Origin of the sequence: Streptococcus rupicaprae (assembly GCF_040545225.1) — a bacterium.
GTDB lineage: Bacteria > Bacillota > Bacilli > Lactobacillales > Streptococcaceae > Streptococcus > Streptococcus rupicaprae.
This window is the reverse complement of record NZ_JBEPLO010000002.1, coordinates 127558-150279: the sequence shown is the minus strand read 5'-3', so window position 1 is coordinate 150279 and position 22722 is coordinate 127558. Positions and strand designations below refer to the sequence as shown.

At 44.2% G+C, this 22722-nt stretch carries 18 protein-coding genes and 1 pseudogene; 4 read left to right on the top strand and 15 right to left on the bottom strand.

What is annotated here, in order from left to right:
- Positions 1–21: 21 nt before the first annotated feature.
- From ABID29_RS01585 to ABID29_RS01560, 6 genes and pseudogenes are all read right to left on the bottom strand, one after another.
- Positions 22–993, bottom strand: a complete 972-nt coding sequence (locus ABID29_RS01585) for a sensor histidine kinase (RefSeq protein WP_354363919.1) — start codon at positions 991–993, stop codon at positions 22–24.
- A complete protein-coding gene (locus tag ABID29_RS01580) occupies positions 993–1688 on the bottom strand; it encodes a response regulator transcription factor (protein WP_354363918.1) in 696 nt (231 codons plus the stop codon). Before ABID29_RS01580 ends, ABID29_RS01585 begins: the two co-directional genes overlap by 1 nt.
- Before the next feature lie 198 nt (positions 1689–1886).
- Positions 1887–2459 (bottom strand): GDSL-type esterase/lipase family protein, encoded by a 573-nt coding sequence (locus ABID29_RS01575; RefSeq protein WP_354363917.1) that lies wholly within the window; start codon positions 2457–2459, stop codon positions 1887–1889.
- Positions 2460–2464: 5 nt separating this feature from the next.
- A complete protein-coding gene (metG, locus tag ABID29_RS01570; protein WP_435533141.1) occupies positions 2465–4459 on the bottom strand; it encodes a methionine--tRNA ligase in 1995 nt (664 codons plus the stop codon).
- 400 nt (positions 4460–4859) lie between these two features.
- Positions 4860–5119 (bottom strand): annotated as a pseudogene (locus tag ABID29_RS01565) (IS3 family transposase); the annotation flags it as partial.
- Between the two features lie 667 nt (positions 5120–5786).
- Positions 5787–9014, bottom strand: coding sequence for a mucin-binding protein (locus ABID29_RS01560; RefSeq protein WP_354363915.1), 3228 nt, complete (start codon positions 9012–9014; stop codon positions 5787–5789).
- Between the two features lie 186 nt (positions 9015–9200).
- Between ABID29_RS01560 and ABID29_RS01555 the strand changes: the two genes are divergently transcribed.
- Entirely contained in the window at positions 9201–9728 is a 528-nt protein-coding gene (locus ABID29_RS01555; RefSeq protein WP_354363914.1) for a TetR/AcrR family transcriptional regulator, read from the top strand.
- A 221-nt stretch (positions 9729–9949) separates the two neighbouring features.
- Here ABID29_RS01555 and ABID29_RS01550 read toward each other — a convergent pair whose 3' ends face one another.
- From ABID29_RS01550 to dhaK, 6 genes are all read right to left on the bottom strand, one after another.
- Positions 9950–10663, bottom strand: a complete 714-nt coding sequence (locus tag ABID29_RS01550; RefSeq protein ID WP_246201242.1) for an MIP/aquaporin family protein — start codon at positions 10661–10663, stop codon at positions 9950–9952.
- Positions 10664–10684: 21 nt separating this feature from the next.
- Complete coding sequence (gene glpO, locus ABID29_RS01545) at positions 10685–12505, bottom strand: type 1 glycerol-3-phosphate oxidase (RefSeq protein WP_354363913.1); 1821 nt, start codon at positions 12503–12505, stop codon at positions 10685–10687.
- 93 nt (positions 12506–12598) lie between these two features.
- Positions 12599–14104 carry a glycerol kinase GlpK gene (glpK, locus tag ABID29_RS01540; protein WP_354363912.1) on the bottom strand — a complete coding sequence of 502 codons (1506 nt, stop codon included), beginning with the start codon at positions 14102–14104 and terminating at the stop codon, positions 12599–12601.
- A gap of 24 nt (positions 14105–14128) precedes the next feature.
- A complete protein-coding gene (gene dhaM / locus ABID29_RS01535) occupies positions 14129–14503 on the bottom strand; it encodes a dihydroxyacetone kinase phosphoryl donor subunit DhaM (RefSeq protein ID WP_354363911.1) in 375 nt (124 codons plus the stop codon).
- The gene (gene dhaL, locus ABID29_RS01530) at positions 14496–15080 is read right to left on the bottom strand and encodes a dihydroxyacetone kinase subunit DhaL (protein WP_354363910.1); all 585 of its coding nucleotides are present in this window, start codon (positions 15078–15080) and stop codon (positions 14496–14498) included. The genes dhaM and dhaL overlap by 8 nt, the downstream gene beginning before the upstream one ends.
- 4 nt (positions 15081–15084) lie before the next feature.
- The gene (gene dhaK, locus ABID29_RS01525; protein WP_354363908.1) at positions 15085–16077 is read right to left on the bottom strand and encodes a dihydroxyacetone kinase subunit DhaK; all 993 of its coding nucleotides are present in this window, start codon (positions 16075–16077) and stop codon (positions 15085–15087) included.
- 176 nt (positions 16078–16253) lie between these two features.
- Here dhaK and dhaS point away from each other — a divergent pair, with 176 nt between their 5' ends.
- From dhaS to ABID29_RS01510, 3 genes are all read left to right on the top strand, one after another.
- The gene (gene dhaS, locus ABID29_RS01520; RefSeq protein ID WP_354363906.1) at positions 16254–16826 is read left to right on the top strand and encodes a dihydroxyacetone kinase transcriptional activator DhaS; all 573 of its coding nucleotides are present in this window, start codon (positions 16254–16256) and stop codon (positions 16824–16826) included.
- Complete coding sequence (dhaQ, locus tag ABID29_RS01515; protein ID WP_354363905.1) at positions 16819–17793, top strand: DhaKLM operon coactivator DhaQ; 975 nt, start codon at positions 16819–16821, stop codon at positions 17791–17793. Before dhaS ends, dhaQ begins: the two co-directional genes overlap by 8 nt.
- A 542-nt stretch (positions 17794–18335) precedes the next feature.
- A complete protein-coding gene (locus tag ABID29_RS01510; protein ID WP_354363903.1) occupies positions 18336–19163 on the top strand; it encodes an exodeoxyribonuclease III in 828 nt (275 codons plus the stop codon).
- A gap of 1096 nt (positions 19164–20259) precedes the next feature.
- On the opposite strand, the gene ABID29_RS01505 is transcribed toward ABID29_RS01510, so the two are convergent.
- From ABID29_RS01505 to ABID29_RS01495, 3 genes are read right to left on the bottom strand one after another with little or no spacing between them, the layout of a single operon-like run.
- A complete protein-coding gene (locus ABID29_RS01505; protein ID WP_354363901.1) occupies positions 20260–21435 on the bottom strand; it encodes an acetate/propionate family kinase in 1176 nt (391 codons plus the stop codon).
- Between the two features lie 20 nt (positions 21436–21455).
- Positions 21456–22175 (bottom strand): MIP/aquaporin family protein, encoded by a 720-nt coding sequence (locus tag ABID29_RS01500; RefSeq protein WP_168548998.1) that lies wholly within the window; start codon positions 22173–22175, stop codon positions 21456–21458.
- Between the two features lie 16 nt (positions 22176–22191).
- Complete coding sequence (locus ABID29_RS01495; protein ID WP_354363899.1) at positions 22192–22710, bottom strand: GlcG/HbpS family heme-binding protein; 519 nt, start codon at positions 22708–22710, stop codon at positions 22192–22194.
- Between the last annotated feature and the right edge of the window lie 12 nt (positions 22711–22722).

Genomic DNA, 22722 nt, shown 5'->3' with positions numbered 1-22722 from the left:
TTCTTACAATTTTGTAAGGTATCAATCTTGAGCCAGACTTTTTTGTGGAAAATGCAATTTTACTTGCGTTCCTTGACCAACTTGAGAAGTCAACTCAATCTGGTGTCCTAATTTTTCCATAATGGTTTTAGAGAGATAAAGCCCTAGGCCGGATGACTGTTGGTTCACACGGCCGTTAAATCCTGAAAAACCGCGTTCAAAGACACGCTGCACATCACTGACTTGAATCCCTATACCCGTATCTGCAATGACGAGAGTATCCCCTTTCATATAGATCGAAATGATGCCGGATCGTGTGTATTTGATAGCATTGGATAAGACCTGCTCAAGTACCACCATGAGCCATTTGCGATCAGTCACGACCCAGTATTCAAAATCAGCAAATTCCAAACGAAGGGAGTTGCGAATGAAAAAGAGTGTAAATTTTTTCAAGACCTCTCGAACCAAGACATGGACATCCTCCTTCTCCAACACCAAGTCCTCATGGAAACTCTCCAACCGCAAGTAGGCCATAGCCATATCTGCGTATTGTCCTAGGCGGAACAATTCCTGCTCTAATTGTTTGACGTTCGGCTCTTTCTTTAATTCTTTCAAGAGAAGGTTGCTTGCTGTCAGAGGAATTTTAATCTGATGTGCCCATAGGGTAAAATAGTCCATCGTCTCTTCTTGATTTTTTCTTGTCCGAAGTTGCATCATCTTTAGTTCTTCTTGTTTAGCCTTCAATTGGCTTTGAAGGACCCTTTCACTTGGACTTAAAAAGGCTTCATCCAGTAACCGATTCTCTTGACTGTCTCGAAATTTACGCCATTCCCTCGCTATATCCATGCTAACTACCACGGAAATCATTAGGACAATAAGGCTCAATTGATAGATAAGGAGGTCTTGTACAGCTTCAAAGATCTTTGAAAAGAGGAATAGACAGAAAACTACTGACACAGCACTCCCTATCCATAAGAAACGCGACCGTAAATAAGCGTTTAAAAATCGCTGCATCACTCTCTTTCCTCCAGTTTGGCCAGACAATAGCCCAATCCTTTCTTAGTCACGATCAGATCACCCAAACCAATATCTCTCAATTTCTTGCGCAGCCGGGTCATATTAACCGTTAATGTATTATCATCAATAAAGACATCGCTATGCCAAAGAGCCTGCATCAACTCCTCACGACTGACAACCTCTTGCCCGTGGCGCCACAAGACCTGGATCACCTGAAATTCATTTTTCGTCAGGTCAAAAGCCTGTCCTTGGTAGCGAAGCTGAGCGGTTTTTAAGTCCAACACGACCCCTTGATAATCCAGTAAACTAGCATCACCTTCTCCGGCAAACTCATAAGACCGTCGCAAAATCCCTTGAATTTTAGCCAAAAGCACAGTCATTTCAAAGGGTTTGGTCACATAGTCATCCGCCCCCATATTGATAGCCATGACAATGTCCATCGCCTGATCATGCGAGGATAAAAAGACAATCGGAACTTTTGATAGCTTGCGGATTTCCTGACACCAGTAATAGCCATTGAAGAAAGGTAGGGTCAAATCTAATAGAACTAAATGAGGCTCCGTCTGAGTAAAAACCTGTAAAACTTGGGTGAAATCAGCTATATCTATTACCTCAAAGCCCCACTGCTCTAAGTTTTTTTTGACCAAGTTACTGATCGTCGGATCATCTTCTACCAATAAAATTTTATGCATACCATACCTTTCTGTCTTGAGAAAACAGGTCACCTCTAAGGCAACCTGCTGAAAATTGAGAACCTGTATCCACTAGCAGAACGCTTGACTGGAGCAGTTAAGTCTACTCTTTTTTTAAGCCTATTGAATATCCGAAAAAATGGCCTTGAATGAGGAACTATAACCGGTCACTTGAGGAAGACACGAACATTACAGGGTCTATGCTCGTTCAAGAAACCTTGCTAATATCCCTTCTGCCAAGAGGCCATAAGCTAGGCTACCAAAGTGCACCCCATCATCCAGCTGGCCCTTGAGTAAGTCCGAAACTGGCAATGCCTGCCCATCAAAAAGAGCGACTGTATCTAGCAAGTCGACCCCTTCTTGACAAGCAATCTTTTTGACCACTTCCCCATAGAGAGCGACTAAGCGGTTGGTTCGATAGACTTGTTTACGCTCGTCAACTGGAGCAGGCGTCAAGAGAAGAATCTGCTCCGAAGAGAACTGCTTTTTCAGCTCTTGAACAATCTGGCTCAGGTTAGCCTGATACTCTCCCAAAAACACTTGCTTGTGCTGAGCTAAATCATTGGCCCCAATAAAAACCACTACTCGATCACAATCTGGCAACTCCCGCTCAGCCAAGTGCGCCAACAAATCAAAGGAGTTATCCCCTGACACCGCCCAGTTCTCGATGCTCAGATCAGTAGCTAGCTGATGGAGAGAATATTCTATATGGGGAACTTGTTTGCCCTCACAACGGGCAAACAAACTATCCCCTAAAAGCAAAAGTCTCATGTTTCCTACCCAATCACACTGCCGTTTGGCACAGATGGGTCAACAGTTAAGAGGGTTAAGTTGCCATCATGTTCTGCAGAGAGAATCATGCCTTGGCTGACGTATTTTTTCATCATTTTACGAGGTTTGAGATTGGCTACAATCTGGACTTTGAGACCGATCAATGCTTCTGGATTTGGATAAAAGTTGGCAATGCCAGACAAGATTTGACGGTGTTCGGCATCTCCTGCATCCAGTCGGAATTGAAGTAATTTATCAGACCCCTCAACTTTTTGACAGTCGATGACTTCTGCCACACGGATTTCCGTTTGGTCAAAGTCTTCAAACTTGATTTCAGGCTTGTTGAGGGCCAATTCAACCTCTTCTGGCACCCATTCTTTTTCGGTTGCAGGTTTACCAGCAGCCATTTGGTCCTTGATGTAGGCAATTTCCTCGTCCATATCAAGACGTGGGAAGATTGGGGTACCTTTCGCCACCACCGTCACATTTTCTGGGAACTGACCGAAAGTCAAATCTTCCATTGCTGCAACCTCACCGAGGCCCAATTGACTAACGATGCTGGTTGCCGTTTCCATCATGAATGGAGCGATTAAATGAGCAACTACGCGCAAGCTTTCCGCTAAATGCGCCATGACAGAGCCAAGGTTGCCTTTTTGGTCTGCATCTTTTGCCAGCACCCAAGGAGCGGTCTCATCAATATATTTGTTGGTGCGGGCAATCAAGCTCCAAACAGCCTCAAGAGCACGTGGGTAGTCGACCAAGTCCATGTACTTGTGGTAGTCTGAGATAGCTTGTGTCGCCGTAGCTTCTAAGTCGGCGTCAAATTCCGTCTGACCAGCAGACAGGCTTGGTACTTTTCCGTCAAAGTACTTGTTGATCATCGCAACTGTCCGGTTGAGGAGGTTTCCAAGGTCATTGGCCAACTCATAGTTGATCCGACCAACGTAGTCTTCTGGCGTAAAGGTTCCGTCAGAACCGACTGGCAGGCTACGCATGAGGTAATAGCGTAGCGGGTCTAAACCGTAGCGCTCCACCAGCATTTCTGGGTAAACCACGTTACCTTTTGACTTAGACATCTTGCCATCTTGCATAACGTACCAGCCATGAGCGACCAAGCGCTTTGGCAACGGCAAGTCAAGTGCCATGAGGAAGATTGGCCAGTAAATACTGTGGAAACGCAAGATATCCTTACCAACCATGTGAATGTCAGCAGGCCAGAACCTTTCCAAACGGTTTTCCAAATCATTTTCTAAACCAAGAGCTGTCATGTAGTTAAAGAGGGCATCCAGCCAGACATAGACCACGTGTTTCGGATTATTTGGAACTTTAATGCCCCAGGTAAAGCTGGTCCGTGACACCGCCAAGTCTTCCAGACCTGGCTCGATGAAGTTTTTGATCATCTCGTTCATCCGACTATTTGGCGTGATGAAGTCAGGATTTTCCTTGTAAAAGGCCAAGAGGCGATCAGCATATTTGCCCATACGGAAGAAATAAGACTCTTCTGACACCCATTCTACCTCGTGACCAGATGGGGCAATCCCGCCTGTCACTTTACCGGTTTCGTCACGAAAGACTTCGGTCAACTGGCTTTCTGTAAAAAATTCCTCGTCAGAAACCGAGTACCAACCCGAGTATTCCCCAAGGTAGATATCGTCTTGTACCAGGAGTTTTTCAAAAATCCGTTGAACAGCCTTTTCGTGTTCTGGATTGGTCGTGCGGTAAAAGACATCATGAGAAATATCCAGCAAATCCCAAAGCTTCTCAACCCCTTCTGCCATCCCGTCCACATAGGTTTGTGGGTCAAGACCTGCTTCTGCTGCCTTGGCTTCAATCTTTTGACCGTGCTCATCAAGACCGGTCAGATAAAAGACATCATAGCCCATCAGACGCTTGTAGCGAGCTTGTACATCACAGGCTATGGTTGTGTAGGCAGAGCCGATATGAAGCTTACCAGATGGGTAATAAATCGGTGTGGTAATGTAGAAATTCTTTTCGGTCATTTTTTTCTCCTTCGAGGCGAATGAAACCTCTATTTGATAACACCCCATTATACCATAAAAATGAATCCTACTCTAGTTAATGTTAATGCTAATCACACCGTACGTATGAAGAAAAAATTCCTAATCAAATTCTGAAAGACAGAAAATTATCCTGAACAGTTAGGGTTCAAGAACAGTGATTAAAGAAAGCCATTTTTTCAAGCGCTATTGCCAAGAAGATAAGACAAATATGTTTGAGTAAACTCTTTCGAAATATCTAAAAAATTGAGGTTTTAACAGTTTCAAAAGTTTTTCAACAAAAGGCTTTTTACATGTGCTTGCTCTGAATACCTAGACCTCCCATACTTTAAAAAAAGATATACCTTTCTTGTACTGACCCCCAAAAGTTGGACAAGAAATATTACTGAAAGGTTTGAGTTCTGTATTGAACAGGTCTAAGTGCTTTTAGTTTTGTCTTAATGCGTTTATTGTTGAAGTAAAAATATAGTCTGTGATGGCTCGCTCAAGCTGTTCTAGTGATTTGAAGGTCTTTTTATAGCCATAATACATCGCGGATTTAAGGCTGCCAAAGAAGAATTCCATCATCCCATTGTCAGTGCTATTGCCTTTGCGAGACATGGAAGGACGAATGCCCTTAGATTCCAAAAAATGATGATAGGACTTCGTTGATGATTTGCTCTTTCAATTCTGGTGAATAGTAGTTATTTTTACCTTTTTGAACACAGTCTAATCCATGTTTGTCAATCAGTCGGACCAAGTATTGGAGATGAACCTTAGTCACATTAAAATCTTTTGCTGCGTTGTTGCCAAGTCCAACCTGATTGTTTTAAGTGATAGATTTCAACTTTATCGTTAGCGTTCAATTTCATATAAGAAAAGCACCCCAATCGTTAGATTTTGTTTCTAACTTTTGGGGTGTGGTTCATCTTCTTATATCTCTTTTTTAAGAATTTCAAACAGATTATATTTTCACGAATTATCGGTTCTTATGTTTTATCGATTCCAATACCTCTAACTAAAACGTCACTTTTCAAGAAGATATGCTTCCTAAAAGCCACGCTTTAGTCATTTGCCTAGCATGAGTTAAAAACAGTTCTACCAATGGTTTTTATGGCTTCAGCTAACAACTACTCAAAATTTACAGAACCACTTGGGACTTTGGAACGTTTTAATACACTTTACTATTGGGGATGCCCCTCTGTAAACTTTTTAGACGTATGCTCCATTTGCAAAAAAGAAGACTCCCTTTGGAATCTACTAGCGAGGAGCTACTAGATCCTTCCAGAAAAGTCTTCTTAAATTGAAGGCTGTTAGCCAATATGGTTCATTAGTCTTCTTTTTTGCGCTTTAATCCAGTTAAACCAATTAGGCTCAGAAGGCCAAAACCAAACATTACGGACGCATTTGCTGAGTCTCCTGTCTTAGGCAAGCTCGCAACTGGTGCTTTTGTTGCTTTTGGAGCGTCAGTTTTTGATGTTGGCATAATTGGATTAACCGGAGCTGGTTCCACTGACTTATCTGCTGGTTTAACAGGAGATGGCTTTGGTGTCGTTGAAGGAGTGTTAGGCTTCGGAGCAGGTGTTTCTGGCGTAACAATAGGCTTAGCCTTGTAGACAACAACAACTGCAATATCCTCAGAATCAGCAGAGACAGTCACTTTATCAACTGTTTCTTTATCTGGGGTATAACCAGTAATTTCTGGACTCTTCACTTGCTCCAAGTCTTGCTCAGGTGTCCAGTCACCATAAGTCTTCTCACCGGTCACATCATTGGTTGTCACCTCGCGTGTGAAGGTAACGGTTTGAGTCACTGTTTCAGCAGCCTTATCACCATTCTCATAGACATAGGTAATCGTACGAGTCACGGTCTTAGTCTCAGTTGACGTAGTGAACGTAGGGTTGTAGACTACTGTCACCTCTACATTTGATGACTCTGGGGTCGTTGGAAGAGCTGGCACTTCTTTGGTGTCAGTGGTATGTTTAGGAACTTCTGGACTGGTTACTGCTGGCAAGTCTTGGTTAGCTGTCCAATCACCATAGGTCTGCTCACCAGTCACGTCGTTGGTTATCACTGTACGGGTGTAAGTCACAGTTTGTTCAACTGATGGTGCCACTTCATTACCCTTGTCATCAACGTACTTGATGGTACGAGTAACAGTCTTGGTTTCAGTTGATTCAGAAGTTGTTGGTGTGTAGATCACTGTTTCTTCAACATCTGACGACTCTGGAGTGGTTGGCAAGACTGGCACAACAGCTTTATCTGGTGTGTAGTTTGCTACCTCTGGGCTAGTCACTGCTGGCAAGTCTTGGTTGGCTGTCCAGTCACCATATGTTTGCTCACCAGTCACGTCGTTGGTTGTCACTGTACGGGTGTAAGTCACAGTTTGTTCAACTGATGGTGCCACTTCATTACCCTTGTCATCAACGTACTTGATGGTACGAGTAACAGTCTTGGTTTCAGTTGATTCAGAAGTTGTTGGTGTGTAGATCACTGTTTCTTCAACATCTGACGACTCTGGAGTGGTTGGCAAGACTGGCACAACAGCTTTATCTGGTGTGTAGTTTGCTACCTCTGGGCTAGTCACTGCTGGTAAGTCTTGGTTGGCTGTCCAGTCACCGTATGTTTGCTCACCAGTCACGTCGTTGGTTGTCACTGTACGGGTGTAAGTCACGGTTTGTTCAACTGATGGCGCCACTTCATTACCCTTGTCATCAACGTACTTGATGGTACGAGTAACAGTCTTGGTTTCAGTTGATTCAGAAGTTGTTGGTGTGTAGATCACTGTTTCTTCAACATCTGACGACTCTGGAGTGGTTGGCAAGACTGGCACAACAGCTTTATCTGGTGTGTAGTTTGCTACCTCTGGGCTAGTCACTGCTGGTAAGTCTTGGTTGGCTGTCCAGTCACCGTATGTTTTATCACCAGTCACGTCGTTGGTTGTCACTGTACGGGTGTAAATCACAGTTTGTTCAACTGATGGTGCCACTTCATTACCCTTGTCATCAACGTACTTGATGGTACGAGTAACAGTCTTAGTTTCCTCTGATACCGTCTGAGTTGGTCTGTAAACATAAGTAACAGTGATTGGTGCGCCAGTTGCATCTTTGGTAACTGTTCCTGTGCTGTTAACTGGTTTTGCAACCAATTCATAGTTTGGAAGGGTTAAAGGGTTTGTAGTGTAAGGTGTGCCAATACGGAGACCTGTTTGTGTCTCACGAGGTGCCAACGGTGTGCCTTTTTCGTCAACATGATTAACAATTACCACATTGGTATTGGCAGAGCTAGCTGATGCCCCTGTGAACTGATAGGTGTTCTTCCCTTTTGCTACACGATTTGGTGTCCTAGTTAGGTCTGGTTCAGAACCTACTGGATCGACGTAGACATCCATGGTACTGTTGTACCATTGAACGTGCTGCTCAGCGATGGCTTTGGCGCTCAAGTCAACTGGAATAGAGCCTCCGTTAAGACCAAAGCCTGCTGGCATGTTAGGGATTCTGAGTGTTACTGTTGTTCCTTCGTCATCCACTTCCGCAGTGATGCCAAGATCATTATTTTTAGTATTTACATTGCGACGATTATTACGAGCTGTTCCCAACAGGAGGTCATACCCCTTCTCACGAATGGTCGCTACATCGTAACGCGCATAGTCCAATGTATCCTCGGCAAGTTTATAGACAACAGTTGTATAAGTTGGTTCCTCGCGATTAACGATAGCAACCTCTGACTGGTGGTAGAGCTTGTATGGAGTATCTAACTGCCAGAGACGGGTCGAGGTACCAAAGTCTACAACTAATGAACGGTAAAGCGATACAGACGGACCATTGTAGCCTGTAGAGTTAATGGTCACAGCAAGATCTTTAGTCTCTTGATGACCCCAGAAACTTGTGTTTGATACGTTGAAGTCAAAGGCAATCTTCTTGTCAACAGTTTCCTTGAAACCATCTGTAAAGACCACTTTACCCGTTGTCCCCGTAAATGTTCCGCTGTTATCGCGGTTGTTTTGCAAAATCAAGTCAGCAACCTTCGTTCCAGTAGCATCATTGATGGCAATGGTTTGAGGGTTAGGTACAGTCTGCAGATGGTTTGGCAATTTGATGTCAAGGTAGTCACCAGCCTTGATGTCTGAGTCTGGAAGATCCATGTTAACTTTAACCGTAACAATTTGACCGTCATTCAACTCAGAGCCTTCTGCAATATTGTTTTTGGCACGGTCAGCACCATCAAACTTCACATCAACCGTTGTTGGTTGGATAAGTGCTGGTTGGGCCGCAGCTTCCTCAGCAGTGATGCCTGCAGGTGACACTGCCTCAGCAGGTGCTCCGGCTGGTTGAACTTGATCCAAGTTTTCAGCACCTGGCACAAGTCCCGAATCTTCTGATTCAGGCGTTTTTACATCTTGATTATCGGAAACACCACTAAGTTCTGTTGCTAAGGTGACCTCTGCTTGGCTGAAGGCCAAAAATGCTGTCCCTAAAACAACCCCATATTTCCCAAAAGAAACTAGATTTTTATATGCCTTATTCTTTCGACGTTTAAAAATATCACGTTTTTCCATAATAACCTCTTTTTATATTCATCCTTACAATTTTACACTATTTTTAAAATCAACCATGGAAAATTTCTTTTGTTCCGTCCATTTTTTTAATGATTTAGAATTATTTTTTTGAAAAATATTTCCAGACCAATTTCTTGAATTTCTTAAGAAAATAATATATATATATATATATATATGAGGACAAATATGAAACATAAAAAAACTGAATTACGGATCATGACAGCCTTCTGTCAGCTGCTTTTAACAACCCCCATTGAGGAAATCGGAGCACAAACGATTATCAAAGCTGCTGATGTCAGCAAATCAACCTTCTATAATTACTTTAGCAGTAAAGAGGATCTTGTCACAGCCACTTTAAACTATGCCTTTGATCAACTAACTATCATATTAAATGATGACTTGCTTTATCAAAAGCCAACCATTACCCAACTCCTTATCTTGCTAAGAGATCGAAAGAATATTTATTACCCTTTAGCAACGAAGTTTGAAGGCTTTGATAAAATTGTTGAAAACTACATACTAAATATGCTGAAGTATTCTGAGATTAAAAACCTCAGTGCTCAGTTAGAAAAAGCCTATCGGGTTCCGGCTAAATATGCACTTGAATATTATGTCCATACCATTTTGAGAACCATCTTAACTTGGATACGTAGTGGCTATGAAGAATCCCCTCAGATTTTAGCGGATATCCTCTACCAAACTGTCAATATTTAATCTATAGCTATTTTAGTTTAAAACTAATAAGCTTACCTGACGAAATTATTACAGAACAAAGAGTGTTTTTCTGATCAGCACAGTCAAGAATAACGATAGTTTTTGGCGTCAAGCCACAGAGTATTCTCTTTTTAAATCCTAAAACAAAAACGGTTAACTTCCTCCCTAAAGACAGTGGAGAGGAATGTTAGCCGTTTTTTATATATTAGTTTAGAAGATTATTAGAAAATCAAGCCATGGAGAACAGCTGCTAGAACTGCACCGATGATTGGACCAAGGACTGGTACCAAAGCATAGCCCCAGTCAGAGTCGCCCTTGTGCTTGAGCGGTAGGAAGTGATGGACGATACGAGGTCCAAGGTCACGCGCAGGGTTGATGGCATAACCTGTTGTGCCACCAAGGGATAGACCGATAGCTAGCACTAAACCACCTACTAAAAGTGGAGTCAAGCCCGCAGCCAATTCTTGCAGGCCAAAACTAAGGATGGTAAATACCAGAACAAACGTGCCGACAATTTCAGAGATGTAGTTAGACGCCTTGTCATAAAGTGCTGGGCCGGTGGCAAAGGTGCCTAGAACAGCACCAGTGTCTTCGGTCGCATCATAATGTGGCTTGTACATTTGCCAAACGATCAATTGACCGAGGAAGGCTCCTAAGAACTGCGCAATAATATATGGGATAACAGAGCTCCAAGGCGTATTCCCTGCTACTGCCATAGCAATGGTCACCGCAGGGTTAAAATGGGCACCCGGTGTTAATTTACCGAAAGTAAAGACTGACATCGTTACAGCCATTGCCCAGCCAATCGTGATCACAATCCAGCCCGCATTGTTGTTCTTGGTCTTGTTGAGCACAACACCTGCCACAACGCCATTACCGAGAAGAACCAGCATAGCTGTTCCTAGAAATTCACCAATTAATTCATTCATTAACATCGTTTTTCTCTTTTCTATTTGTTACTTCAAGTGTGCCAAGTCATTATTGGCTAAGGTTGCTTGCAGGTGCTCTTCTTGTGCCGCTTTTTCGTCTGGTGTCCAGCCGTAGTAAGACGCCATTTCATCCAAGACAGGCTGGATAAGGGCATCGACCTGCTCACGTTTAAAGAGCATGTAGTTGGTCCGACGCAAGAAGAAGTCGACTGGGCTAAGCGCTAATTCGTACCGCATGGCATAGTGAAGCGATAGGGTATCGGCTAGACTCAAACCTGCAGCTTTCTTAACCTCTTTTGCCAGGGCAAAGACGGTTGGTGCGTTAGATCCGTAGAGATTGGTCAGGTAGAGGGCTTCTTCATGCGTCAGCCCAGCAGTCAAGCCTTCCTGAGCCAGTTTTTCGATTTCCGCCTCTAGGTTGTTGGCATTGAGTTCGCCACCTGAGACAGGGTAAATTTTCGAATTGATCAGCTTGAAGTGGCGACCGTGCTCGTCTGCCAAGATTTTGATGATCAACTCCAAGGCACCTTGCGCCATCTTGCGGTAGTCGGTAATCTTACCACCAGCAAGGGTGATGAGCCCATTGTCATCTCGTTCCAAGCTCGATCCACGAGATACCGCAGACGGGTCTAGAGTCTTCTCAGACAGACTGCCTTCTAGGTGTTGAACGGCTGTTTCCACATCTTCACGGGTCTGCTCATCCGCCAGATAGCCCTTGACTGCTCCGATTAAGTTCTCAAAGCTCTCATCGCTCATCTTACCACTATTGCCACCGTTGTAGTCAGAGGCTGAGTTGCCAGATAGAAGCGGCCGCAAACCTGCCCAGCCACTCTCAATGTCCTCAAGGGTCAAGTTGGCTTCTGGGAAACGGTTATTGACAATGCCAAGCAAGTAATCCACATCTTCTCGGGTCACTTGCGGGTTGGCTAAATCCCCCTTGTAGTCGGTATCTGTCGTACCGAAGTAGGTTTTGTTTTCACGAGGAAGAACGAAAATCATCCGCCCATCTCCCAGACCAGTATCAAAATAGGTCGGTTGGTTGACTTTGAGACGACTGTTGTCCACCACCAAGTGAACCCCCTTGGTTGGCCGCAACTGCTGTACAGCTGGGCCATTGCCCAGATTGCGCACCGCATCGCTCCAAGGCCCCGTCGTGTTGATGACCAAGCGGGCTTTGATGTCCAAGCTCTCATCAGTCAAGAGGTCACGAGCCTTGATGCCCACCACCTTGCCCTCGTCATCGTAGAGGAAGCCTTCTGCCTTGACATGATTGGCAATCAATGCACCATCTTCATGGGCTTTCTTGATGTTTTCAATAACTAAACGAGCGTCGTTGTTACGGAAGTCGAGGTAGTAGCCGCCACCGATTAGCCCATCTTGTTTCAGGCCAGGTGCCTTGGCCAGTACTTCTTCCACCGAAAGCATCTTATTAGCATAAGGAGTGTTGCTCACATTGGCCAAGAGATCATAGAGGTCCATGGCCACCTTGAGGCGGAAAAGGCTAAAGGTTGATCCAGCTTCATCATAAACAGGTAGGAGCATGGGGTCTGGTTTTGGAATGTGGGGGGCGATGCGTTGGACAACTGCCCGTTCAGAAACTGTATCTGCTACCACTTCTACGTCAAATTGCTTAAGGTAGCGCAAACCACCGTGAACCAACTTAGTTGAACGGCTGGATGTGCCTTCTGCGAAATCCTGCATCTCAATCAAGCCTGTTGACAGGCCACTGGCGGCAGCCTGCAAGGCCACCCCAGCACCTGTGATCCCACCACCGATAACCAATAGATCTAGGGTGGTCTCTTGCAAGGTTTTCAAATTATCTTGTCTTGTTTGTTTGGAAAATACCATCTGTTTTTCCTTTCCATGGTGTTCTTTCACTTGTAGAGGGAGGGGCTGTTCCCCTCCACATGGCTACAAGTCGCTTGTGCGATTGGCTTGGTCTTATTCTGCCTCAGCAAAGACTTGGGTTGCTTTGACCGCTTTTTTCCAACCCTTGTAGAGTTTTTCCTTACGAGACTCGTTCATACTAGGGGTAAAACGCTCACCTGTCTCATTGAGGGTCTTGAGTTCTTCCAAGTCCTTCCAGTAGCCAACCGCAAGACCTGCTAGGAAGGCTGCACCGAGAGCTGTGGTTTCTAGATTCTTGGCACGGGCAATGTCAATGCCCAAGATATCAGACTGGAACTGCATGAGGTAACCGTTCATGGCTGCGCCGCCGTCTACTTTCAAGACAGGAATGTCAATGCTAGAGTCATCTTTCATCGCATCAATGACATCGCGGACCTGATAGGCGATCGATTGCAGGGTCGCCTTGACGAAGTCTTCCTTGCTGCTACCACGGGTCAAGCCAAAGACCGAACCACGAGCTTCTGAATCCCAATAAGGTGCGCCAAGACCTGTAAAGGCAGGGACCACGTAAATCTCATCATCGTTCTTAGAGGCACGGGCCAAATCCTCTGACTCAGGAGAAGCCTGAACCATCTTGAGGCCATCGCGGAGCCACTGAATAGCTGAACCAGCCACAAAGACCGAACCTTCTAAAGCATAATAGACCTTGCCGTTAATCCCATATCCGATAGTGGTTAAGAGCTTGTTCTTGGAGATTTGGAGGTCTTCACCTGTATTCATCACGATGAAGGAACCTGTCCCATAGGTGTTTTTAACCATGCCTGGTTCAAAGGCCAACTGACCAAAGAGGGCTGCCTGCTGGTCACCGGCCATTCCTGAGATCGGTACTTCACCACCGTAGAAGTGGAAGGACGCTGTATGGCCGTAAATCTCAGAGTTGGATTTCACCTCTGGCAACATGGCTTTGGGAATATTAAGGATTTCTAAAATTTCATCGTCCCACTTGAGCTCCTCGATGTTGTAGAGCATGGTTCTGGCAGCATTGGAGTAATCTGTGACGTGAGACTTGCCGTCCGTTAATTTCCAGACCAGCCAGGTATCAATGGTCCCAAAGAGGAGCTCGCCTTTTTCTGCACGCTCTTGAGCCCCATCCACATGGTCGAGGATCCAACGGACCTTGGTCGCTGAGAAATAAGCGTCAATCACAAGACCGGTTTTCTTGTGAAAGAGTTCTTCATAACCATCTTTTTTGAGTTGGTCAGCTAGATAGGCCGTCTGACGAGATTGCCAGACGATGGCATTGTAAATTGGAAGACCAGTTTCCTTATCCCAAACCACAGTTGTCTCGCGCTGGTTGGTGATCCCGATTGCCTCGATCTGGTTAGGCTTGATCCCACTTTCGATGAAGGAACCTGCTATAACCGATTGGACAGAGTTCCAAATTTCATTGGCATTGTGCTCTACCCAGCCAGCTTGTGGGAAAATCTGGGTAAATTCCTTCTGGCTGGAGGCAACTTTTTCACCTTTTTTGTTAAAGATAATGGCACGCGAGCTGGTCGTGCCCTGGTCAATGGCCATGATGTATTTATCTTGAGACATAGGTCTTCTCCTTTTATAAATTTGTTATTTATTGATGGTCAGTTCGTTTAACTGGGCCAAAATCGTGTCCAAATCAGCCCCTGCCTGCAAGAGAGCCGAAGCGATATAGGCACCCTCAACCACTGGCACCTGCTGGATGCGGATGTCTTTGTCTGAAAAATCCGCAACCATTTCCAGATTCATCCGAGCACTGCCTAGGTCAAAGAAGGCCAGCAAGGTGTGGCAAGGATTGCTATCAACTATTTCTTGGACCTGGTCAAAACTGGTGCCGATTTTCCCTTCTGGTGTTCCACCAACATAGGTCAAGTCAATGTCTTTGGCCACTTCGGCAATCAAGTCCGCAATCCCCTGAGCCAGCTGTTTGGAGTGAGAAACGAGAATAATGCCAACCTTACTCATCCAAGCCACCTGCTTCTATCAAGGATTTGAAGAGCAAGCCAGAGGAATAGGTACCTGGGTCAATATGCCCCACCGAACGTTCACCGACATAAGAAGCTCTTCCCTTGGTGGCTTGGAGGCTCTTACTGGCCTCAACCGTCTGGTCAATCACTTCTTCTGTCAATTCACCTGCTCGCAGGCTGTCAACAACCTTGCTCCAGATGTCGACCATGGTCTTTTCACCTACCTCTGCCTTGCCACGTTTTTGGATCATCTCAAGACCAGCCGCCAAACTATCTGCCAGTGAATCGCCTGCTTGTTGGCCCTTCATGATGCCCATAAAGGCAGAGCCGTAGAGCGGCCCTGAAGCACCGCCGACCTTGCTGAGCAGTTGCATGGAGACAATTTTGAAGACATCTGCTGCGGTTTCTGGTGACTGTTTGCCAAGCTCTTCCGTGACAGCAGCTAGGCCTCGTGCCATATTGCCACCGTGGTCGCCGTCACCGATAGGGGTATCCAGCTCGCTCAGGTAATCTTTGTTGGCTTGGATTTTCTCATTGAAGAGGGTCATCCATTTGATACTGGTTTCTGTTTTCATAATTTTACCCCCACGCTGCTGTTGTGACTGGACTATTGAGGGCTTCCAGCCAAGTGTCGTTTTCTAATTTAATCAAGGTCAAGGATAGGCCTGCCATGTCGATCGCAGTCATGTAGTTGCCTAGTTTTTTGTAGGTCACCTCAATGCCCTTGTCAGCCAAGAGACCTGCAACATCGTTGGCAAAAACATACTGCTCCATCAACGGTGTTGCACCAAGGCCGTTAATCAAGAGACCATAACGCTCTCCTGATTTGGCCTCGAATGACTCTAATAACTTGCCGACCAATTCTTCTGCCAAGACCTTAGAAGAATGCAATGTTTCCTTGCGGTAGCCAGGTTCGCCGTGAATCCCAACGCCGTACTCAATTTCATCTTCTTCCAAGATAAAACCAGGTTTGCCAACTTCTGGGACAGTGGCACCACTAAGCGCTACACCGATAGTGTGAATGTTTTGGACCAATTCATCTGCTAGTTCCTTGATTTCTGCTAGCGTTTTGCCTGCTCGTGCGGCATGTCCCAAGATTTTATGAACCAAAATAGTTCCTGCCACACCACGTTTGCCTTGGGTGTAAAGGCTATCTTCTACGGCGATGTCATCATCGACAATCACGCTAGCGACGTCAATGCCTTCCATCTCTGCCAATTCTTGCGCCATTTCAAAATTCATGATGTCGCCAGAATAGTTCTTGATCACCATGAAGACCCCTGCCCCTTCATCTGCTGCCTTGATGGCTTCAAGAACTTGGTCTGGGGTTGGCGACGTAAAGACGGCACCACAGACAGCGGCAGATAGCATGCCTTCGCCGACAAAGCCTGCGTGAGACGGCTCATGTCCTGAACCACCGCCAGAAATCAGGCCGACCTTGCCTGTTTTTTCTGCCTTGCGTTTGATGACTTCAAAGCCTTCTAAGCGTTCCACCAAATCACTGTGGACATAGCAGAGGCCTTCCAGCATTTCATCGACAACGGCTGTTGGCTGGTTGATAATTTTCTTCATGAGAAAAACTCCTTTTTAAATTTTCTGGTTTTTAAATCAGCTAAAAACCGCTTGCTTTGATATAATTAGTATAAAAGAAAGCGCTTCAAATGAAAAGGGACAATTTCTAAAATCTGTCCCTTCGTATGATCACCAAAGCGTGATAAACTGAAATAGATCAATTGATAGGAGATCAAATGACATCCTCTATTATCACCAAAAAAAGAATCGCTAAGGCCTTTAAAAGCGTCCTAAAAGACAAGGATTTTGAAAAGGTATCTGTCACAGACATTATGCAAGAAGCTCAGATGAGACGCCAGACTTTTTATAGCCATTTCTTGGATAAATACGAACTCTTAGAATGGATCTTCAAAACCGAGTTACAAGAACAAATCATTGACAATCTAAACTACATCTCTGGTATCGGACTCTTGCATGAGATTTTTTACTTCTTTGATCAAAACCGAACCTTTTACAAGGCGCTGTTTGCCGTACAGACGCAAAATGATTTTTTGAGCTATTTTCAAGATTATTGTCTCCAGCTCGTGGTCAAGATTGTTGCAGAACACAGTCAGGAGCATGCCTTTCAGCTTCCGCAAGCTGAAAAAAATTTCTTTTTTCACTACCATGCGGCTGCCCTAGCTCAAACCATTAAATCCAACCTTAATGACGAGGGCTCAGATTTCTTTCAATTAGCCCAACACACTGAAGATCTCCTTCTTTCTTTTTTAGACTACCATTCAGACCTCAGGAGAGCTGCCCATGGATAAACACCTGCATTATATTGAAAAACATATTCATGACCTTTTGACAGAGGCTCCCCATATCAAGCGCCTGGGACAATCGCGCTTTCTTTATGATTCCGAGCACGATGATAAACTCGTGCCTCTCCTTTCGGGCGGAGGAAGTGGCCATGAACCTGCCCATTTTGGCTATATTGGGCAGGGCATGTTAGCTGGTGCCATAGCCGGAGATCTTTTTATCCCTCCAACTCCACAAGAAATCATCGCAGCTATCCGATTCCTTGATAAGGGCCAGGGAGTCTTTGTCATTATTAAGAATTTTTTAGCTGATATAAAAGTCTTTCAAAAGGCTATTGAGGTCTGTCGGCAGGAAGGCAGAGATATTCGGTATATCATTTCCCATGATGACATCTCTGTCGAAGAAAGATTTTCCATCAGACATCGCGGGGTAGCTGGTACCCTTTTCCTCCATAAAATTTTAGGGCAAGCGGCTCAAGAAGGCGCCAGTCTAGAGCATTTAGAACAGCTCGCATTAAAGCTTGCCCCTTCCATTGCGACTTTAGGCGTTGCCACAAGAGCACCTCATTGTCTCCTTAGTCAAAAACCGCTTTTTCACTTACAGGAGGGATTCATTTCTTACGGAGTGGGAATACATGGGGAGGCGGGGTATCGAACTGTCCCCTTCATTTCAAGTGAAAAATTAGCCATCGAACTCATCAACAAGCTCAGACTCTTTTTCCGCTGGAAAGAGGGACAAGGCTTTGCGCTCTTGATTAATAATCTAGGGCAAACTCCTCCAGATGTCATCCAACAATTCCAGGAGCAAGTCCTAGATTTGTTGGATATTGAGGGATTAAAGATTGAGTTTGTCCATTCTGGTCGGTTTATGACCAATCTCGACATGGAAGGCATTTCTCTCTCTCTTTGTGATATCAGAGATCATAGATGGATTGAGTGGTTAAGCGCTGAAACAACTGCTCCTGCTTGGCAATAAGCCAGTCTAGAATGCGATTGATCTTTCTGAAAATCCCTTGTAGAATCAATACCAATCTGCCTAGTTATTTGAGCGTCCCTTCCTAGATAGTACCTCTATCTCATATTTTTTTCAGTTGCTAATTTTAGGGCGTACGGCTTACTGAAACCCAAACACTAAGTCCTCACTTCTGAGGACTTTTTGGTATAATGAAATAGAATGATTCATCAACTAAGCAACTTTTACTTTAGCCGGCTAAAGTAAAGGCTAATTTCAAGTTTACTGTCCCCTGACGTTATGCCGATCACTGGTTATGTGCTTTACTAACGGTTCACTCAGCAACCCTAGACTTTGCAAAAAATGCACCTTGCAAAGTTTAGGAAAGTTCTGAACAAGCTGCTTATTTGCCTTTTCTTAAAACAGGTACCAACAGGTCCCTTTACTGGTTAGAAGGGTGGCTTAGCAGACACTAGGTCAAGGCTGTATCCATTGCAATCTCGTCTTAGCAGATTCTCTTTCATTCTCACATTGATCTCTCATTAATATTTAGAAAAGGATCCCTTATGAAACTCATTTCATGGAATATTGATTCCCTCAACGCTGCCCTTACGTCTGATAGTCCCCGTGCTTTGTTATCTCGTGCGGTCCTCAACACCTTAGCTGTTGAAAACGCTGATATCATTGCTATTCAAGAAACGAAACTGTCTGATAAAGGACCTACTAAAAAACATCTGGAAGTCCTTGAAACCTACTTCCCAGGCTATGCTATCGTCTGGCGCTCATCCTGCGAGCCAGCCCGAAAAGGCTATGCTGGAACTATGTTCCTCTACCGCAAGGACCTGACCCCCATTATCAGTTTCCCAGAGATCGGTTCACCAACGACCATGGATTCCGAAGGTCGTATCATTACCTTAGAGTTTGACAATTTCTTTGTTACGCAAGTTTATACCCCCAATGCTGGCGACGGGCTACGTCGCCTAGCTGACCGTCAAATCTGGGATAAAAAGTATGCTGATTACCTAAGCGAATTGGACTACAGTAAACCAGTCCTAGCTACCGGTGATTATAATGTCGCCCACCATGAGATTGACCTGGCCAATCCAGCCAGCAACCGACAATCTCCTGGCTTTACTGATGAGGAACGCCAAGGATTTACCAATTTGCTGGCGCGTGGCTTCACAGATACCTTCCGCCACCTGCACGGTAACATCACCGGCGCTTACACCTGGTGGGCTCAACGTAGCCGGACTAGCAAAATCAACAATACTGGCTGGAGAATTGATTACTGGTTGACTAGCAACCGCATCGCTGACAAGGTCACTCGCTCTGAAATGCTCGATTCTGGCGCGCGTCAAGATCATACCCCTATTGTCATGGAAATTGATCTTTAATGGGCTACAAATGCAATAAAGTTTTTAAAAAAGCTACTAACCCAGACTCGGACATCTGTCCCAGTAAAACTCACACACCAAACAAATATCTCCGAGAGTGGGACAAAAATCGGTAATTCGTAAGAATTCGATTTTGTGGTCCCACCTCCGCACAGTTGAGTAGGGCTGTAAAAGCTGATAAAATCAGGGAATTAGAGCCCACTCAACCACTGCGCCTTGCTTGAAAATTAAAAACCATTTGAGAGGTTAGGACTTTTGTCCCAGCCTCCTATCAAAAACTCTGACAACTGAGCATAATAACATACTCCCTTACTAGATTTAGTGACTATTTTCTCAATCAATCTAGTAAGGGAGTTTTTTGTCTGCCTAAAAGAAGACTAAGATGTCAAGTGTTGATTTTTAATGAGAACAGGGACAGCCCATAACTTTTCACCCAAATGGTGTAACTCGCATTATAAGGCAATCTGAAGCCGATTTTAGAATTCACTTTTGTCAATCGTTAACTCGGGAAAAGTGACTAGAAGAAGCGAATTCTGGTCCTTTTTCTATCGTTCGCCGTCCACGTGTTTAGTGCACCGAGATCTGTTTTGCAAATAGTATCAATCCTGAGTTTACAACTCTAGCACTTAATAAGAAATGGTCCTCAAATGATATGATCTTTATTCTGTATGGATCCCTATTTCAGTGCCATTACGTATCGTGATAACAGCTCTATTATGCGAATTCATATTTTCCACTGTTTATCCATAATGATCCAGTTTCACAGTATACGTCTCGAGAATACCCAGATAATAGCACCATTCACTACTCTCTTGATATAAAGGTAGTAAATGCATGATTAAGCCTTATTGCGCATTTATTTTGCCACCTAAAGGATGACTTGATAATCAAAAAGTTTTGAAGAGTCAGTCATTGGATACCTACAAATGAACGATTTCAAGTAAAACACAAGACCCTGCTCCTCTTAAAATGAGGAACAAGGCCGTTACTTAATTTTTTTATATGCCATTGTTTGCTTGATAGCGATTAGCATACACCAAGTGTTAATAGCTTTCTAACAAAGATTCGTTTCCCCTGAGCTATTTCCAGTCAAATACTATGAAATTAGTTCGAGGGTTTCCAATGCAATCATCAACTCTTCATTGGTTGGTAGAACTAAAAGCTTGATACTGGAATTTAGTGCATGAATACAGATTTGGGAGGTTTCATTGGCTTCCTTGTTTAGATGAACTCCCAAAGCTACTAATTTTTCAGTAATTTTCTGACGAATAATCGCAGAATTTTCTCCAATGCCAGCTGTAAAAACAATCGCATCCACACCACCCAAATCTAGATGGTACTGGGCTATAGTGTAGGCAATTCGATTGACAAACATATTGATCGCTAAGGCTGCCTTGCTAGATCTACGTGCATAGGCAAACTGAATCTCCCGCAAGTCATTACTCAGTTCCGAAACAGCTAACAAACCAGATTCTTTATTCAACATATCTATGATAGCTTTTGAACTCATTCCTTCTTGTTCCATTAAAAATGGAATAATAGCTGGATCAATATCACCGCTACGCGAACCCATCATCACCCCTGCCAAAGGTGTAAAGCCCATAGAAGTATTAACTGACTCTTTATTACGAATAGCACAGATGCTCGCCCCATTTCCCAAATGGCAGGAAATAATTCGTAAATTTTCTTGCGCTAATACTTCCTCTGCTTTGTATGCAATATATTTATGGCTGGTTCCATGGAAACCATACTTGCGTATGCCATACTGTTCATAATAACGCTTAGGTAAGGGATAGAGATAATGCTCAGGAGCTAACGTTTGGTGGAATGCTGTATCAAATACAGCTACATTTGGCACACTCGGTAAAAATTCTTGAAAAGCTTTGATGACCTGCAAATTGATAGGATTATGGCTAGGAGCTAATAAAGACAACTCTTCAATAATACGTAAAACTTCAGGTGTGACCAAGGCAGATTGTTTAAAATGAACACCTCCGTGTGCTACTCTATGACCCACACCAGCAATATTCTCTAGAGAACCCAGAACCTCTTTCTGGTGTAAGATATCCAACAGGTAAGAAACAGCTTGTTTGTGGGTTATTCCTGGTAGGGACTCTTTCACCGTTTGGCCTTCTACCGTGAGACTAAACAGGGTATCTTCCTCACCAATTCGCTCAAAATTTCCTTTAGCTATAACCCTTTCTTCTGGCATAGCTAGTAATTGAAATTTCAAAGAGGAACTTCCTGCATTTATGGCAAAAATCTGGGACATACATTCTCCTTCTATTCACTCTAGCTAACCAAACACTGGAAGACAAAAACAGCCAAAGTTGCACCAATAATAGGTGCAAGGATTGGAATCCAAGCATAGTCCCAATGTGCCTCTCCCTTGTTTGGAATAGGCAAGATAGCATAAGCCAAACGTGGACCAAAGTCACGTGCTGGATTGATCGCATAACCAGTTGTTGAACCAAACGACAGTCCGATTGCCATGACCAAGAAGGCTACAGAAATTGGAGCCACCCCTGCGACAAAGCTGCCTGTATTCATCAAAAGAAGAATGAAGATAAAGAAAAAAGTTGCAATGATTTCGCTAATAAGGTTGAAAAATGGCGTTGAAATAGCTGGAGTAGTCGCAAAGATGCCAACTGTATTCCCTTCTTCTGGTTTAGTTGCCATAAAGTGAGGATAATAATGAACAACAACAATAGCAGAGCCTACAAAAGCTCCCAAAAGCTGTGCAATAATGTACCCTGCTACCATACTCCAGTCAAACAAACCACCTAACGCAAAAGCAAGCGTGACAGCAGGATTTAAATGACCTCCTGTCTCAAAGAAACCCGCAACAGATACTCCAAACATCACCGCAAATCCCCAAGCAATCGTGATGGTTAAAAAGTTAGGAGATAAGTTTTTGGATAAGGAATGGTTCAAACTGATGGAGGAGCCAAAACCAGCCCCTAAAGCAATCAGCACCATAGTGCCTAAAAATTCACCAATATAGTATTGCATATTGTTTTATTTCTCCTTATTTTCCAGCCTGCAGATGCTGTACAGCATACTCCGCAATTAATTGATCTTCTCGGGCATTACCGCCACTAACGCCAATACCTCCTGCTAAACGCTCTCCTTCAAAAATAGGAATCCCACCTGGTAGGCTCACAATTTTGTTGTCGGACATGATTTCTAGTTGGTAGAGCCATTGACCAGGCTGGGTTAGGGGAGCCAAGTCCTTTGATGCCATCCGCATCCCTACTGCTGTATAAGCTTTCTTATAGGACATCTCTGAACTAACTAGCAAAGCATTTTCCATACGGTAGGTCATGACCACATGACCTGCTGCATCTACAACGGAAACCACTATAGAAATACCTAATTCTTGAGCTTTCTCATTTGCCCGAGAAACTATCTCCCAAGCCTCACTGTGGATATTGAGCGGTTGCACATCCGTTTTCCCCTTCAGAAGCTGGCAACATCTATCCACGACCTCTTGAACAAAAGCAGGAGTTGAACAGTAGTCTTCTAAGTTTTTCTCCCATCGTTCCAAATCAAGATCACC